The sequence below is a fragment of the Streptomyces sp. NPDC001156 genome, from assembly GCF_053598275.1.
Genome location: NZ_JBSFJX010000188.1, coordinates 1 through 15,612, shown reverse-complemented (window position 1 = coordinate 15,612; position 15,612 = coordinate 1). Strand labels below are relative to the sequence as shown.

16 protein-coding genes are annotated in these 15,612 nt (G+C 69.8%); 5 read left to right on the top strand and 11 right to left on the bottom strand.

Features of this window, described 5'->3' with window-relative positions:
- Window positions 1–25: 25 nt before the first annotated feature.
- Window positions 26–487 carry a DinB/UmuC family translesion DNA polymerase gene (locus ACWDA7_RS41755; protein ID WP_450611937.1) on the bottom strand — a complete coding sequence of 154 codons (462 nt, stop codon included), beginning with the start codon at window positions 485–487 and terminating at the stop codon, window positions 26–28.
- A gap of 228 nt (window positions 488–715) precedes the next feature.
- Between ACWDA7_RS41755 and ACWDA7_RS41750 the strand changes: the two genes are divergently transcribed.
- Window positions 716–3,181 carry a SpoIIE family protein phosphatase gene (locus tag ACWDA7_RS41750; RefSeq protein WP_450611935.1) on the top strand — a complete coding sequence of 822 codons (2,466 nt, stop codon included), beginning with the start codon at window positions 716–718 and terminating at the stop codon, window positions 3,179–3,181.
- A gap of 308 nt (window positions 3,182–3,489) precedes the next feature.
- Here the strand turns inward: ACWDA7_RS41750 and ACWDA7_RS41745 are convergent, their stop codons facing one another.
- The 10 genes from ACWDA7_RS41745 to ACWDA7_RS41700 form a co-directional block, all read right to left on the bottom strand.
- Window positions 3,490–4,155 (bottom strand): SDR family NAD(P)-dependent oxidoreductase, encoded by a 666-nt coding sequence (locus tag ACWDA7_RS41745; protein ID WP_450611933.1) that lies wholly within the window; start codon window positions 4,153–4,155, stop codon window positions 3,490–3,492.
- 45 nt (window positions 4,156–4,200) lie between these two features.
- The gene (locus ACWDA7_RS41740) at window positions 4,201–4,578 is read right to left on the bottom strand and encodes a DUF2255 family protein (protein ID WP_450611931.1); all 378 of its coding nucleotides are present in this window, start codon (window positions 4,576–4,578) and stop codon (window positions 4,201–4,203) included.
- Window positions 4,575–6,065 (bottom strand): MFS transporter, encoded by a 1,491-nt coding sequence (locus ACWDA7_RS41735; RefSeq protein ID WP_450611929.1) that lies wholly within the window; start codon window positions 6,063–6,065, stop codon window positions 4,575–4,577. The genes ACWDA7_RS41740 and ACWDA7_RS41735 overlap by 4 nt, the downstream gene beginning before the upstream one ends.
- Window positions 6,066–6,248: 183 nt before the next feature.
- Window positions 6,249–7,016, bottom strand: coding sequence for a glucose 1-dehydrogenase (locus tag ACWDA7_RS41730; RefSeq protein ID WP_450611927.1), 768 nt, complete (start codon window positions 7,014–7,016; stop codon window positions 6,249–6,251).
- Window positions 7,017–7,126: 110 nt separating this feature from the next.
- A complete protein-coding gene (locus ACWDA7_RS41725; protein WP_450611925.1) occupies window positions 7,127–8,032 on the bottom strand; it encodes an NADP-dependent oxidoreductase in 906 nt (301 codons plus the stop codon).
- A gap of 154 nt (window positions 8,033–8,186) precedes the next feature.
- Window positions 8,187–9,209 carry a zinc-dependent alcohol dehydrogenase family protein gene (locus tag ACWDA7_RS41720; RefSeq protein ID WP_450611923.1) on the bottom strand — a complete coding sequence of 341 codons (1,023 nt, stop codon included), beginning with the start codon at window positions 9,207–9,209 and terminating at the stop codon, window positions 8,187–8,189.
- Between the two features lie 110 nt (window positions 9,210–9,319).
- Window positions 9,320–9,475, bottom strand: a complete 156-nt coding sequence (locus ACWDA7_RS41715) for a hypothetical protein (RefSeq protein ID WP_450611921.1) — start codon at window positions 9,473–9,475, stop codon at window positions 9,320–9,322.
- Window positions 9,472–10,329, bottom strand: coding sequence for an aldo/keto reductase (locus ACWDA7_RS41710; RefSeq protein ID WP_450611919.1), 858 nt, complete (start codon window positions 10,327–10,329; stop codon window positions 9,472–9,474). The genes ACWDA7_RS41715 and ACWDA7_RS41710 overlap by 4 nt, the downstream gene beginning before the upstream one ends.
- 14 nt (window positions 10,330–10,343) lie before the next feature.
- Complete coding sequence (locus ACWDA7_RS41705) at window positions 10,344–10,760, bottom strand: cupin domain-containing protein (protein ID WP_450611917.1); 417 nt, start codon at window positions 10,758–10,760, stop codon at window positions 10,344–10,346.
- A 70-nt stretch (window positions 10,761–10,830) separates the two neighbouring features.
- Window positions 10,831–11,151 (bottom strand): carboxymuconolactone decarboxylase family protein, encoded by a 321-nt coding sequence (locus ACWDA7_RS41700; RefSeq protein ID WP_450611915.1) that lies wholly within the window; start codon window positions 11,149–11,151, stop codon window positions 10,831–10,833.
- 228 nt (window positions 11,152–11,379) lie between these two features.
- On the opposite strand from ACWDA7_RS41700, the gene ACWDA7_RS41695 reads away from it, so the two are divergent.
- The 4 genes from ACWDA7_RS41695 to ACWDA7_RS41680 form a co-directional block, all read left to right on the top strand.
- Window positions 11,380–12,276 carry a helix-turn-helix transcriptional regulator gene (locus tag ACWDA7_RS41695; RefSeq protein ID WP_450611913.1) on the top strand — a complete coding sequence of 299 codons (897 nt, stop codon included), beginning with the start codon at window positions 11,380–11,382 and terminating at the stop codon, window positions 12,274–12,276.
- 1,181 nt (window positions 12,277–13,457) lie between these two features.
- Window positions 13,458–14,321 (top strand): PPK2 family polyphosphate kinase, encoded by an 864-nt coding sequence (locus tag ACWDA7_RS41690; protein ID WP_450611911.1) that lies wholly within the window; start codon window positions 13,458–13,460, stop codon window positions 14,319–14,321.
- 311 nt (window positions 14,322–14,632) lie between these two features.
- Window positions 14,633–15,358 (top strand): hypothetical protein, encoded by a 726-nt coding sequence (locus tag ACWDA7_RS41685; protein ID WP_450611909.1) that lies wholly within the window; start codon window positions 14,633–14,635, stop codon window positions 15,356–15,358.
- A 65-nt stretch (window positions 15,359–15,423) separates the two neighbouring features.
- Window positions 15,424–15,612, top strand: a 189-nt coding sequence (locus ACWDA7_RS41680) for a hypothetical protein (protein WP_450611907.1), incomplete at its 3' end; no start/stop codon positions are given.

The window sequence follows — 15,612 nt, the reverse complement described above, 5'->3', positions numbered from 1 at the left end:
CTGGTCATGCTCACCTGCGGCCCCATCACCCTCGTCCTGCCGTGGGAGCGACCCCCCACTCGCACCGGCTGACCCACACCGATGCCGGGAGAGCCCCAAATTTGTCGCGGATGCGGTCGCTGACGGCCTCGGCGACCAGGCGGGCCTCGCGGGCCCCATCGAGGCTGATCTGTTCGGCAACCTGATCGGCATCCCCCAGGTCTTCCGACTTGAGCGTGATCCCGGTGAGCCGGCCTCGCTGCAGGCCTGCGGCATCCATCAACTGGTAGGCCAGGAGGCGCAGATCGTCGTCGTGCGCGGAGGCCTGCGGCAGGCGGCGCGTCTTCTCCCAGCGGCCCTTGCCGACGAACCGCAACGTCAGCGTCAGGCCGCGGGCTGCCTGACCCCGTTGGCGCAGCAGCCGCCCGAGCTGGATGACCAGGTCGAGCAGGGCGGCGCGGACTTCGGCACCGTCCAGGGTGTGCCGGGCGAAGCCGTGGCGAACCACGGCCGAAGCGGGCAGGGTGCAAGCCGCGGACGACCGTGGAGTTCGGCCCCTCCGGTGGATCCCGGCCGGAGCCTGTAGCCCCTCCTGCCATGGGCTGAGCTGGTCGGTGCCGGCGCGACCGGGCCACACGGCATCAGCAGGCGACGGGTCCGCCAGAGTATCTAGGCTAGTAGTACACATTTGACTATTTGTTCAGCAAGAAGAGTTTTAGTGACGAAAGGGCAGCGGATGCCCGAGTTGCCTGGCGCACTCGGCGCAGAGCAGACCGCGGACCTGCCGTACCGGCGGTCCACCCTGGACGCTGCGCGCGCTGTGGCTAAGGGCACCGCCTTGGCGGGCGCTGTACTGGGCGCGGCGGGTCTGTCCGGCTGGATCCTCGGTGTCGACGTCCTGAGGCGCGTGTCCGGTGCCGACGCGACCATGACCGCGAACACCGCCGTGGCTCTGCTGGCACTCGGTGTCTCCCTGTTTCTGGTGGCTCGCGGACGCGTCACCCGGTGGGCGATCACTGCGGCCCGTGCGGCCGCGGTTCTGGCCGCTTTGATCGGCGGGCTCACCATCGTGGAGTACGTGACCGGGGCTGGCCTGGGCATCGATGAACTGCTCTTCAAGGACGACACGGCGCGGGTGGCGACAGAGATGCCCGGACGGACGGCGCCGAATACGGCTTCAGCTCTGTTGATCGGGGGCGTGGCGGCCCTGTGCGCAAGCGTGTCCCGAGTCCCCGCTTGGGCGAGTCAGGTTCTGGGCCTGGCCGTTCTCGCCCTGGGAATGCTGCGGCTGTACGGGTTCGCCTACGCCGTTCCCGAACTGGAACGGTTCGGAGCCTACAAGGGCATGGCCCTGTACACCGGGCTGGCTCTGGTGCTGCTGGGCATCGCCGCCTTCCTCGTCCGGCCGGACAGTGGTCCTGCCGGACTGCTGATGAACGCGGGCACCACGGGCGCCCTGGGGCGCCGACTGTTCACCACCATCCTGGTGGTACCCCCGCTTCTGGGCCGACTCGTCCTGGCCGGTGAGGACGCCAGGCTGTTCGGAACGCGTCTGGGTACCGCGCTGCTGGTGTGTGGGCACGTGGCCGTGTTCACCGCGGTCATCTTCGCGACATTGGTCGTGGGCCGCCGTGTCGAGGTGGCGCACGCCCAGGCCGAATGGCAGGTGCGACAGAACGAACTGCTGCAGGCGTTCATGGACCACACACCTGCGGTGGTGTTCATCAAGGACCTGGACGGTCGCTTCCTGGCGGTCAACACGACGTTCGAGAAGAGCCTGGGCCTGCCCCGGGAACAGGTACTGGGTTGCCGGGACCTGGACGTCATGCCACCCGACCTCGCGTATCAGGCACGGGCCGCAGACCTCGCCATGCTGGCGCAGGGCACGCCCGTGCAGCGGGAGGAGGTTCTCGCCCTGCCGGAAGGGCCGCGGGACTGCCTCACCTGCCTGTTCCCACTCACCAGGCCGTCCGGCAGCCCCTACGCCATGTGCGGCGTGGTCACCGACATCACCGAACGAGTCGCGGCGCAGCGCGAGGTCCGCCGGGCCAACCAGCGCTTCCTCGCCCTTCTGGAATCCGCGCCCGACGCCACTCTGATCACGGACGGCCACGGCACCATCGTCATGGCCAACAAACAGGTACAACGATTGTTCGGCCATGCACCGGACGACCTCGTCGGCACTCAGGTCATCGATCTCGTGCCTGCCCCGCGACGCCGACGCCACGACGCGCTCCTCCGCGCCTACCTACGCCAGGCAGACCCGAAGCCGATCGTCCTGGACAGGAGACTGTACGGGCAGCACAGCGAAAGCGGTGAGTTCCCCGTCGAGGTGAGCGTCAGCAGCCTCCAGGCCGGAGAGCAGACGCTGGTGTTCCTGACCGTACGGGACATCACCGAACGCCGGCAGGCCGAGGTCGAACGCGCCGAGCGCTACGAGGAGCACCGACGTATCGCCTACACCCTGCAGCACAGCCTCATCGGCGAGCCGCCCCGTCTGCCCGGCCTGCCCAGCGCGCACCGCTACCTGGCGTCCGTCCAGGACCCTGGAGTCGGCGGCGACTGGTTCGACATCATCCCGCTGGACCGGAACCGCACCGGCATCGTCGTAGGCGATGTGATGGGCCGCGGCCTGGAGGCGGCAGCCGTCATGGGCCAGTTGCGCGCAGCCTCCCACGCGCTGGCCCGCACGGGCATGCCACCCAGCCGACTCATCACCGGGCTAGACGCGTTCGTCAGCGACATGGAGGACCAGCTCGTCACCTGCGTCTACCTGGTGATAGACCAGAGCATCCACGAGGTCACCCTGTGCTCGGCCGGCCACCTGCCGGTCATCGCCCTATCCCCTGACGGGCCCGCTCACCGGCTGCAGGCAGCAGTCGGTGTACCTCTTGGCGTCAACGATTCGTGCTGCGGCGCCGTGCCGTTCCGGCAGACGAGCCTGCCGTTGCCGCCGCGCAGCACTCTCGCGCTCTACACCGACGGTCTCGTCGAAAGGCCCGGCACCGACATCGAGGAGCAGATCGACATCCTCGCCCGCACTCTCGATGTCGCGCTGAAGGACGCTCCCTCAGATCCGGCGACCCTCGATCGGGCCGCGGCCCGGCTGGTCGAGACCCTCAGTCCGGACGCGGCTCCCCATGACGACGACGTGACGCTGGTCCTGATCGGGCTGCCCGAGCCACCCGGGGAGGTCTCCTGACCTGACCACCACCGCTGCGGAGGACCGACGCGAGCGCTCCTGTCGCCGACGGGCCGAAACCCCATCCGTGCCCTCGAACGGTAAATAAACAGCAGGTCAGGATGTGCGTGCGCATGACTGTTTGCCCGGTGGTCTCAGTGGGCCCGTACTGCTTCAGAATGGCTGCACAGCCCGTGACCTGGGGCGACGCTCCGCAGGCCGATCGGGCACCATCGGACCTTGTGCTCGTACGAATGCTCTACCTGATCGCCACGTGGATCTTCGCGTGGCTGGTCCTGCTGTCCCGATCCTTCGCGGCAAGGGAGGCATCAGATGTCCAGCGGCGAGGCGTAGTGGCGGAAGTCGCCGCGTTGCTGGTGGATCGTCCACAGCGTGTCGGCCAGGGTGGCGGGGTCGGTGTGCTCGTCGCCGGGGGTGATGGCCCCGGGGATGATCAGCTGGGCGACGTGCACGCCGTCGGCGGCGAGGCTGTCGTGCAGCATGCGGGCGTAGGCGCTCTCGGCGGCGAAGGCGATGGAGGTGCCGGCCCGTTCGGGGTGCGGGCGTACGGCGCTGCCGCCGTTGACGAAGAGGATGGTTCCGCGGCCGGCCTGCCGCATGTCGGGCAGGACCTGCTCGACGGCCGTCATCGGTCCGAACAGTGAGAAGGCCAGGGGGCCTTGCAGGTCCTCGGGGCGGGTGCGCTGGACGGGCTTCATGTAGTCCTTGTGCGGGACGGGGCTGTACTGCAGGACTTCGATGGGCCCGAGAGTGCTGGTGGCCGCGTCCAGGGCCGCGCTCAGGGCTTTCGGATCGCGTACGTCGGCGCCGAAGCCTTGCGCGGTGATGCTGTCCTGCTGCAGGTCGGCGGCCAGTGCGTCGAGGTGTTCGGGGCTGCGGGAGATGAGCGCGATGTCGAAGCCTTCGCGGCCGAAACGGCGGGCGACGGCAGCGCCCAGTCCGGGTCCGGCGCCGATGAGAGCGAGGGTGGTCATGAAAGGCGTCTCCGGTTTCTGAAGGGGCGCGTGGCGGGTGTCGGGTCAGGTCTGCGGGGTCAGGCGCAGGGTGGTGGCGCGGGCCTGCTCGGCGGTCATGGGTTCGACGTAGCCGGTGTAGCGGCCGTACTTGGCGCGGTAGGCGTCGTCCACGCGGTCGTTGGCGGCGGGGTCGGTGACCGGGGTGAAGGAGACGTCGGCATCGATCCCGCCGGCGTTGATGTGTCCGGTGCCGGTGGTGCGCGCCGTCTTCCACCAGGCGCCGTCGGCGCCGCGCCAGGAGCGGACGAACACCTGATCGCCGTCGGTGACGACCCAGATGGTGGCCGGCTTGCGCAGCGAGCCGTCACTGCGGCGGGGAGCGATGTGCAGTTCGTCGGTGGCGGCGAGGTGCTCCAGTGCGTGCGGGTTCCAGGTAGTCACGGGGTGGTCTCCTTCGCTGTGCGGGGCTGGGCGGGGTGCGGCAGGGATCCTTCTGCTTCTGTGGTTCGGGCGGCGGGAGCCCGGGCGGGGCCGGTCGAGTGATCCGCGGCAGGGCGTAGGAAACAGGCCGCGATGCCCGCGGCGCCGACGACGGCGGCGGCCAGCAGCAGGCTGGTGCGCACGCCGGTCAGCATGTGGCTCTGGCCGGCCAGCAGCGCGCCGAAGACTGCGACGGCCAGGGCGCCGCCGAGCTGGCGGGAGGTGTTGAACACGCCGCTGGCCGTGCCGGTCCGCTGCGCCGGCACGCTGTTGACGAGCAGGGCGGTGGTGGGCGGCATGGCCAGCGGGCCGCCCAGGCCGACCGGGAGCATCAGCGCCGCCAGCGCCCAGGTCGGCGTCGCCTCGGGCACCAGAGCCAGCGTGATCAGCCCGGCCGCCATCAGCAGCAGACCGCAGCTGATCGGCACGCGGGGGCCGAAGCGTTCGGCGGCCCGCGCGGAGAGCGGGTTGATGAACGCCGACAGCACCGTCATCGGCACGAACGCCGCTCCGGTGGCCAGCGGGGACAGGCCCCGTTGCTGCTGGAGGTAGAGGCTGAAGAGGAACACCATGCCGTAGAAGCCGGCCATGAACGCGAACCCGGCCGTGCAGGAGATCACCACGGTGCGGTGGCGCAGCAGGGGCAGGGGAACCATCGGAGCCCGGCCTCGGGCCTGCGCGCGCAGGAACACGGCAGCGGCCACCAGGGTGATCAGGGCCGCGATCCACACGACGGGGGCGGTGAAGCCTCGTTCGCCGGCCTCGATCGCGCCGAAGGTCAGTGCGCCCATGGCGAGGACCGCGGTGACCTGCCCGGTCACATCGAAGGGGGCCGGTCGGTGCGGGGAGGGGCCGGTGCGCGCGAGAAGCAGCAGTGCGACCAGGCCGATCGGCAGGTTGATGAAGAAGATCATCCGCCAGCTGATCAGGCTGGCCGCGCCGCCGGCGACGGGGCCGGCCGCCGAGGCGATAGCGCCTCCCACCGCCCACAGGGCGACCGCCCGTGCCCGCTTAACGGGGTCGGTGTACGCCTCGCGGATCAGCGCCAGGCTGGTGGGCATCATGGCGGCGGCGCCGGCGCCCTGCACGAGGCGGGCGGCGACCAGCACCGGGGGGGTGGGTGCCAGGCCGCAGGCGATGGAGGCGGCGATGAACACGGCCAGTCCCAGCCCGAAAGCGCGGCGGGCGCCGATGCGGTCCGACAGGGAGCCGGCCGACAGCAGCAGCGCTGCGAACATCAGGGTGTAGCCGTCCAGGACCCACTGCAGGCCCGTGATGCCGCCGCCCAGGTCGCTGCGGATCGCGGGCAGGGCGACGTTGACGACGAGCGCGTCGAGTGTGATCACGAAGAAGCCGAGCAGGGCCGCGGCCAGCGCCGCCGCCGGGTGCCCGTGCCGTTTGGGCACGCTGAGACCGCCACTGCAGGAGGGGGAAGCAGGCAGGGACATGGGGTGCAGCTCCAGGAGCAAGTGAGGGGCAGTCGTGCCAGGCCGTGGGCCACTTACGGTGGGCGGTCATTTCAGGGAACCGCCGCCGGGGTGCGCGGGGAAGGCACCGCTGTACCAGGTACTGGCAGTGCCTCCCAGGCCCCTTGCGGTGCGGGCGCAGGAACCTGGGAGGGCTCGGCGGTTTTAGTGGGCCGTGAAGCCGCCGTCGACGGGCAGGGCGACGCCGATGACGAACGTGGCGGCAGGGCTGCACAGCCACAGCACGGCGTTGGCGATCTCGTCGGCGGTGCCCAGGCGGCCGATCGGCTGCTGCTTCAGGATCTCGGCCATGGCCTCTGCCTGGCCTTCGAGCATGCCGGCGACCATCGGCGTGTCGATCGTGCCCGGGCACACGGCGTTGATGCGAATGCCCCGGGCGGCGTACTCGACCGCGGCGCTGCGGGTCAGCCCAATGACGCCGTGCTTGGAGGCGTGGTAGGCGGCGCGTTCGGGCAGACCGACCAGCCCGCCCAGGGAGGAGCAGTTGACGATCGCGCCTGAGCCCTGGGTGCGCATCTGGCGCAGTTCGTGTTTCTGGCACGTCCAGATGCCGCGCAGATTGACCGCGTTGACGCGGTCGAAGTCCTCTGCCCGCTCCTCGGCGGCGTCGGTCGGCGGGACCTGGATGCCGGCGTTGTTGAACGCCATGTCCAGGCGTCCGAAGGTCTGCACCGTTCGCTCGACCATGGCCGCGGCCTGGTCCTCGTCCGCCAGGTCGCAGCCGACACTGAGGGCCTGATGGCCCTCGTCGGTGAGGTTTTGGGCCGCAGCCTCGGCGGCCTGGCGGTCGAGGTCGGCCAAGACGACGGCCGCGCCGGCATGGGCGAAGGCGCGGGCGGTGGCCAGGCCCATGCCCGAGGCGGCGCCGGTGACCAGCGCGACCTGCCCGATGAAGTCGTAGGTGGGGTTCATTGTTCTCTCCTCGCCCCGGGGCGCGAGGTTGCAGGGAGGGAGGCCGGGCCACAGTGCGCCGACCGCTCCTTCAGCGGCAAGGGCCCCGGGGGTGTCGATCACGGATGTGGTTACGGGTGGGTCGGGAATTCAAGGACGAGGCGTCCTCGCACTCCGCCCTGCTCCAGCCGTCGGTGGGCTTCGGCGGCCTTCTCCGCGGGGAGGGTGGCGGCGACACGCAGGTCGAGGACGCCCTGCTCGATCTGTTCGCGCAGGACCTCGATCGCGGCGTGGTCGGTGACGTGGTCACGGACGTTGACCGGGTGCACGGTGATACCGCGCCCGGGGGCGCCGTCCCAGAACCGCAGCACCGCCATGGCGCCCCCGTCACGCAGCGCCGGAGCGACGGCCTCGTGCAGCATCGCCGTATCGACCACGCCGTCCACACCGCCGGGCACCAGCTCACGGACCTGCTCGGTGACCGGGCTGTCGCGGCCGACGAAATGCCGCGCACCGAAGTCGCGCACCAGCTCCTCGTCGGCGCCGGCGGCCACCGCGACGGGGATGAGCCCTGCGGCTGCGGCAAGCTGCACGGTGTAGCCGCCGACCGCGCCGGCGGCACCGGTCACCAGCACCGTCGCCCCGGCTGGCAGGGCCAGCGCGTCAAGGGCGCAGCGGGCGGTCAGGGCGTTCATCAGGAACGACGCCGCCTGCGGATACCCGGCTCCTGCGGGCTTGGCGGTGACCGAGGCGGCCGGGACCACCACGAGGGAGCTGTAGCCGCCGTGACGGCCGTGATTGTCGACCACGGCGACGACGTCGTCCCCCACCCGCAGGCCGAAACCGTCCGGTAGGTCGGGCCCCACCTCGTCCAGCGTCCCGGCGACATCCATGCCCGGCACGAACGGCGGCTGAACATCCCTGTACCAGTCGGCGAGTGAGCCGTCGCGCAGCATCACATCGGCCGGGTTCACCCCGGCAGCACGCACCCGGATACGGACTTGGCCGGCCGCGGCGTGCGGCTCGTCCACCTCCACCGGGTGCAGTACGTCGGGGGGCCGTAGGAGGTCAGCCCGATTGCCAGCACGAAGAACATCTCCCCATCACGCGAAAAGGTGCAGTGGTTGCTGCGGTGGCGCTGGTGCGCAGTCACGCTTGACGGCCGCACCAGCGTCCCGGCAGTGCTACGGGTCAGGGCTTGAGCAGAGTCTTGATGGCGCGGCGCTCGTCCATCGCCTTGTAGCCCTCGGCCACCTGGTTCAGGGGGAGTTCCAGGTCGAAGACCTTGCCCGGGTTGATGCGTCCGGACAGGACGAGGTCGATCAGGTGGGGGAGGTAGTCGCGGACGGGGGCGGGGCCGCCGCGCAGGCCGACGTGGGAGTAGAACAGCTTCTCGCCGTCGAGGGAGACGCCGTGCGGGACGCCGACGAAGCCGACGTTGCCGCCGGGGCGGGTGGAGTTCAGGGCCTGCTGCATCGACTGCTCGTTGCCCACGCACTCCAGGACACGGTCGGCGCCGATGCCGCCGGTCATCTTCTTGATGCGGGCGACGCCCTCCTCGCCGCGCTCGGGGACGATGTCGGTGGCACCGAACTCGCGGGCCAGCTTCTGGCGGGCCTCGTGCCGCGACATCGCGATGATGCGTTCCGCGCCGAGTTCCTTGGCGGCGATGATGGCGCACAGGCCGACCGCGCCGTCACCGACGACCGCGACGGTGTCGCCGGGGCCCACCTCGGCGGCCTTGGCCGCGTACCAGCCGGTGCCCATCACATCGGAGCAGGCCAGCAGGCTGGGGATGTACTTCTCGTCAGGCACCTCGGGGGTGGCGACCAGCGTGCCGTCGGCCAGCGGGATGCGGATCTTCTCGGCCTGACAGCCGCCGGCGCCGACGAACTCGCGGTGCAGGCAGTTGCTCTGGTAGCCGTTGCGGCAGTTCGGGCAGGTGTTGTCGGAGGCGAAGAAGGACCCGATGACGAACTGGCCGGGCTGAACGTTCTTCACGTCCGCGCCGACTTCCTCGACGATGCCGACGTACTCGTGGCCGAACGGAGTGGGCTGCTCGACCGGGTTGATGCCGCGGTAGTCCCACAGGTCCGACCCGCACACGCAGGTCGCCGTCGTGCGGATGACCACGTCCGTGGGCTCGATGATCTTCGGGTCGTCGCGCTCCTCGAAGCGGACGTCGCCGGGGGCGTGGAGAATCGCTCCGCGCATGATGGTGCTGCCTTTCTTCAGTCAGAAAACGTGCGGCCCCTACAAAAGGGCGGGGCCGGGGCGTCACGGAAGAGGAGACCGGGGTCAGGACCGACGTGCGTGATGAGAGATCACTTCGCAGCGGGCCGGCCCGCCCGCGCGGTCCGGAAGACGTCGCGCACCGCGCGGCGCACGGCCCGGACCGACGTGTCAGTCAACGCCGCCTCGGCGTGGATGCCGTCGCGTCCGATCCGCGACTGCGCGAGGTAGCGCTCCTCCGACGTCACTTGCCGCTGTAGACGGGGAAGGCGCTGTGCTCGCCGTAGTCCACATCGCGCAGGCCCCGCAGGGCGTCCATGTCCGAGTCAGAGATCTCGAAGTCGACCTGGGCGTTGGAGCGCATGTGGTCGGGGTTCGCCGTCTTGGGCAACGACACGGTGCCCAGCTGCAGGGTGTAGCGGATGCACAGCTGCGGGACGGACACGCCGTACTTCTCTGCCATCGCCTGGACCTCGGCGTTCTTCAGGATCGCGCCGTGGGCGATCGGCGAGTACGCCTCGACGAGGATCTGCTTGCTCTCGCAGTAGGCCAGTAGCTCAGAGGGAGTGTTGCCCGCGTGCACGAGCAGCTGGTTGACGTGCGGGACGACGGTCGCGCCCTGCAGGATGTTCTCCAGGTCGTGCTGCTGGAAGTTGGAGACGCCGATGGAGCGGATCTTGCCAGCCCGGTGGGCGTCCTCCAGGGCCCGCCATGCCTCCCGGTTGCCCTGGGCGTAGTCGCCGCCGCGAAAGTCGTCCCACGGCTGCGGGCTGTGAATGAGCATCAGGTCGACGTAATCCATGACCAGCTTCTCAAGAGAGCTGTCAATCGCGGCCAACGCCTGATCGTAGTCCTTGATCTCCGCAGCGAGCTTGGTCGAGACGAACAGCTCCTCGCGGGACACCCCCGAGGTGCGCACCCCCTCGCCGACACCGCGCTCGTTGCCGTACGCCTGGGCGGTGTCGATGTTCCGGTAGCCGATCTGAACGGCCACGCGGACCGCGTCGGCCGCCTTGTCGTCGTCGATGAACCAGGTGCCGAGCCCCAGCTTGGGAACCTCGAGGCCGCCTGCCAGCGTGTAGGTCTCGTCCAAGATGGTCATGCGTTCGTTCCCTTCTACGGCAGCCGCCCGTACACCTCGTCGGTGACCGGCTCGAGCCACTCGTTACTGACGTCCTCGCCCGGCGTGATGAAGGCGACGTGGGAGAACCACGAGTCGGCCTTCGCGCCGTGCCAGTGCTTCGTGCCCGCCGGAACGCGGACCACCATTCCCGGCTCCATGCTGACGGGATCCTCGCCCTCGGCCTGGTACCAGCCGCTGCCCGCCGTGCACATCAGAATCTGGTCACCGCCGCCGGCCGTGCCGTGGTGGATGTGCCAGTTGTTGCGGCAGCCCGGCTCGAAGGAGACGTTGCTGACGGGGACGCTCCCCGAGGCGAGCGGAGCCAGGTAGCTCTGGCCGATGAAGTACTGCGCGAAGGCCTCGTTCTTCTCCCCGAGCGGGAACATCTGATCAAAATCGTTGGCAGCCATCTCGTTCTTTCCTTTGGTTCGATCCGCCCCGCTGACCGTGCGGGGCATCGTTGCGCTGCATGCGGCGTGATCAGGCGGAACGCTCGTCCGTGATCTTCTTCAGCTGGGTGATCGCGGTCATGGCGTTGGGCCATCCGGCGTAGAAGGCCAGGTGTGTGATCGCCTCGGACAGCTCCTCCACCGTGAGTCCGTTGTCCAGCGCCACGCCCAGGTGATAGGGCAGCTGCTCGCTGCGGTACAGGGCGGCCAGCACGCTGACCGTGACTAGGCTGCGGTCCCGCGGAGCGAGCCCCGGGCGCTCCCACACGTCCGCGAACAGCACGTCATTGGTGACCTCGACCAGCTTCGGTGCGATGCCGGCCAGCTCCTGGGGCGCGGACTGCTTTGCCATGAGAGACGACTCCTTGATCGAAAGACTGCTCGCCAGCCACACAACTCACTGTGGGGCGGAGGCGAAGATCTGGCAGCCGCCGAACCGTGTACCCGGGCCATCTGCCTGGAGCGGACGCGGCGCGCTGATATCGAGGAAACTGCAGCTCATAGAGGTGGAGAAGGGTCTGCCGTTACAGGTACTGACAGGCCCCCCCACACGGGCAGCGACCGCCATAGCCTGGAAGGTGTGAGTACCGAGAGTGATATCCGCGAGTTCCTAGCCTCCCGCCGCGCCAAGATCACCCCGCAGAAGGCGGGCCTGCCCGCCTTCGGCGGCAACCGGCGCGTGCCCGGTCTGCGACGCGAGGAGGTCGCCCTGCTCGCCGGCGTCAGCATCGACTACTACGTCCGCCTGGAACGCGGCCACATCGCCGGTGCCTCCGAGGAAGTCATCGACGCCGTCGCGAACGCCCTTCAACTCGACGACGCCGAACGCGCTCACCTCTTCGATCTGGCCCGCGCGGCCGCCAAGCGGCCGGCCCGCCGCACCCGCCGCCCCCGCGGGCCGCTGCCCGACAGTGTCCTGCGGGTCCTGCGCTCGATGACCGACTCACCGGCCTTCATCCGCAACGGCCGACTGGACATTCTCGCCACCAACGTCCTCGGCCGCGCCCTGTACGCGCCCCTGTTCCCGAACGCGGAGGCGCAGACGACCAACATCGCCCGCTCACAGTTCCTGCTGCCAGGAGGCCGCGACTTCTTCCCCCACTGGGAGGAGTCCGTGAACACCACCGTCGCCCTGCTGCGAACGGAAGCCGGGCGCGCCCCCCACGACGCTGAGCTGACTGGCCTGATCGGCGAACTCGTCACCCGCAGCGAAGAGTTTCGCACCGCCTGGGCCAAGCACAACGTCCGCCTCCACCACACCGGCCGCAAGTCGTTCTGCCACCCCGCCGTCGGAGTCATCACCCTCGACTTCGACGCCATGGAACTCCCCGCCCAGCCAGGGCTCACCCTCACCGCCTACAGCGCCGCCCCCGGCACACCCGACCACGACCTCCTGCAACTCCTGGCCACCTGGGCCGCCACCGAAGCCAGCCACTCCACCGGGAACCCCGCCTCCCGCAAGGCACAAGACCGCTAGACACAGGCTGTACTCGACGCCGTCAGCGCCTACCACTAACCATCACACGGCAGTCCTCCCCGCCGGGCTGCCCGATCACATCCACGTGCGGGCGTCAGCGGCTGGCCGTTGCCCTGAAACGTCGTAGCGGGGCCTGGCCGGGTGGGCCCCAGACGGGCTTCCCGCCGGGGCGCCGTGGATACCGGCATCTCCGAAGGGATACAGGAGAGGCTCTCAGCACGGAGCAGTCGCGGGCGCGGCGCAGTATCGCGGTCGCCGGGGCCGGGGGAGTTGTGGAAGCGGACGGACCCGCCGTCCGGCATCAGTATTCAGGCGGCGGCGACCTCCCAGGCCCTGGACGCCCTCGGGATGGTTGGGATCCGTCGGAGGCCGGGTGGGAGGAGAACCTGCCGCCGCACGCGCCTACTACGCGCAAACCGGCACGCTGTCCGCCCCGGTCAACGCGACGATGCTGGACAAGCCGGTCGGGCAATGGCTGGCCTACTGCCGCAAGCAGGGCGATCTCGGTAAGAACCTTCAGCGGGTGGCGCGGCGTGCGGCACAGCTGGCCGCCGTCCACGAGGACTGGAACCCGGGCGCCCTAGGGTGGGCGGTGCACTGGCAGCGCTCCTCTCCGAGCGCGGGCCCGGGCTCAGGCTCGCTGAAACCCCGGCATGCCGCTTCTGAGCATTCAAGCTGTCCATCGGGGCCATCTATCGTGCCCGGTCAGGATGCATGACTTCTCCGACGAAGGCGGTCGTCCGGTCCGACTCGCGCGGGCCGGACATGCCGTTCGTGGCATACACAGGCGACGAGGCAGTACGGGGCCGGCTGATACCGTCCGAGGGCTGGCAACGGTGCGTGACTGGCAGGCCCCGCCTGATCCGCAAGGTGGCCGCGGGCGCGCGGCACTGGCGCTGCCGGGCATCACGGTCACCGGAAAGTTGGTGCGCGTCTTTCCCCCGGTCCCGCTGAACGGCCAGCCGGAGCCGCCACTGGAGCTGGACCAGGGGCTGCGGGCCCGGCCGCGTCTCTGGTCCAGTACCAGGCGGTGATCTGCCCCAAGGAGGCCGTGGCGGCCATGTGGCGCTGCGCCGCATCGGCGGCATCGTCGCCCGGTCGGGCACCGGTCTCTGGGACGCGTGGCGCGGTCCGTCGCCCCGGCGCACCATCGGGGGAACGGCGCGAGGAGGAGGTGCGCCATGGAGAGGAAGCGGGACGGGGCCCCGCTGCGTGATCTGCTCCGCCTCCCGGTCGGCGAGCCGGTCGACCTGTCCGCGTACGACACCGGCGCGCCTCCCGGCGGCCCCGACACGAAGGCCGCCGGGCTCGCGGCCACCGCCCGAATGGGCAAGGAGCTGGCCGGCCTGCAGGAACGCCTGTGGGCGGCGGCGACCGCCGGGGACCGCCGACGGATCCTGCTGGTGCTGCAGGGCATGGACACCAGCGGCAAGGGCGGCACGGTCAAGCACGTCATCGGCCTGTTCAACCCGGCGGGCTGCCGCATCCACGCCTTCAAGGCCCCCACCTTCGAGGAGCGGCAGCACGACTTCCTCTGGCGGGTAGCAAGGGCGCTCCCGCGCCCCGGCGAGATAGGCATCTTCGACCGCTCGCACTACGAGGACGTCTTGATCGCCAAGGTCCGCTCCTTGGCCCCCGCCGGCGAGTTCGAGAGCCGCTACGACCGGATCAACGGATTCGAGACGTCCCTGACGGACGACGGGCTGACGATCATCAAGTGTTTCCTGCACATCTCGTACGACGAACAGCTGCGCCGACTGCTGAAACGCCTCGACACACCGCACAAGCGGTGGAAGTTCAACCCCGGCGACATCGACGAACGAGCCCGATGGCCGGCCTACCAGCGGGCGTACGAGATGGCCCTGACCCGCTGCGCGACCCCGGCCGCGCCCTGGTATCTGGTCCCGGCCGACCACAAGTGGTACCGCAACTGGGCCATCAGCAGGCTCCTGCTGGAATGCCTGCGCGAGCTGGACCCCCAGTACCCGGCGGCGGGCTTCGATGTGGAGGAGTGCCGTGCTCTGCTGCTGGCGGAGGAGGGCTGACTTGCGGGAGCGATGGCAGCCGGGCGGGTGCGGTGATGGACAGTTTCAGCATGGTGTGCACCAAGCTCTCACGTCTCCCAGCCCGCGCCTGTCTCGCAACCCTCGCATGTCTCGGCGCTCTCGGCGTCGCACTGGCGCCTGCGACCCGACGACGCATGCGGCACCCGCGCAGGGCGCCACGCATCGCTCCGGGTCCGCTTCGGCGTCGCCCACGCTGCAGTCGGGGCTCGCTGAGCTGACACCCTCTTCCAAGACGGGAACAGGCCGGCTCGACCGTGAGGAGTGAATACCGGCATAACAGGGGGTACGAGGTGGGCAGGCGGTCGTCGCATTGGCGCCGCCGCAACGGATGGTGCGCTATGTCGCCCGAGGTAAAGCCCCATGCATGGTCGCTGGTCTCCCCTTCCGTCGCGGACCAGCTGATCGAGGCAGTTTCGCGCATCCAGGTCCGCAATCTGAACACATTGCGTCAGCACTTCCCCGCCCTGGGCCCGGAAGAGATTGCCGACCGGTTGGTCGCCGGCGCGGTGCGGGGCACCGAGGCCGTGGGAGCGAGTGTAGGCACCGCGGCGGCGCTGCCCACTCCTCCCGCGATGCCCGCTGAGCTGGCCGCCAGCATCCTTGGAACGGCGACCGTCGAATGCAAGCTCATCGCCGAACTGCACGAGGTGTACGGCCTGCGCGCCCCCGGAACCACTCGACAGCGTGCCGCACTGTATCTCGCGGAGTGGACCGAGGGGCGCGGCCTGAACATCACGAAACCGGCCTCTGCGGTCACTGTCATGCTCAGCGTGCGCGTGAGAAAGGAACTGCGCCGCCGGCTCATCGGGCTCACCGTCCGCAGGATCCCCATGCTGATGCCCTTCATGGTCGGCGCGGCCATCGGCACCTCGCTGAACCACTACGACACTGCAAGGCTCGCCCGGCGCATCCGTGCCGACCTGCGCGCGCGTCAGGTGCCGTGGGAGGCACTGCCGGGACAGGAGCCGGGACCCGCGGCTGCCGGCTCCGAAGCCACCGCCCCACCAGAGCACTGATTGGACACGTTCGAACAGCATCGCGTGGTGGAGCATCCGCCGTCCCGGCGAGCGGAGGCTGGCGAGTGGTGCGGGTGCACACCAACATTCTGAGCGCCGCATCCGGAGTGGCGGCCCTGTTCGCATTCGGCACGCGCACGGGACAGCCGACGTGCAGTGCAATACCGTCGCGTTTGGTTGATCGGCAGTTCGTCTGCCTCGCCCGTGAACTAGTGGATCTTTACCACCGCAGGTGGCAGGTGGAGACCACCTAT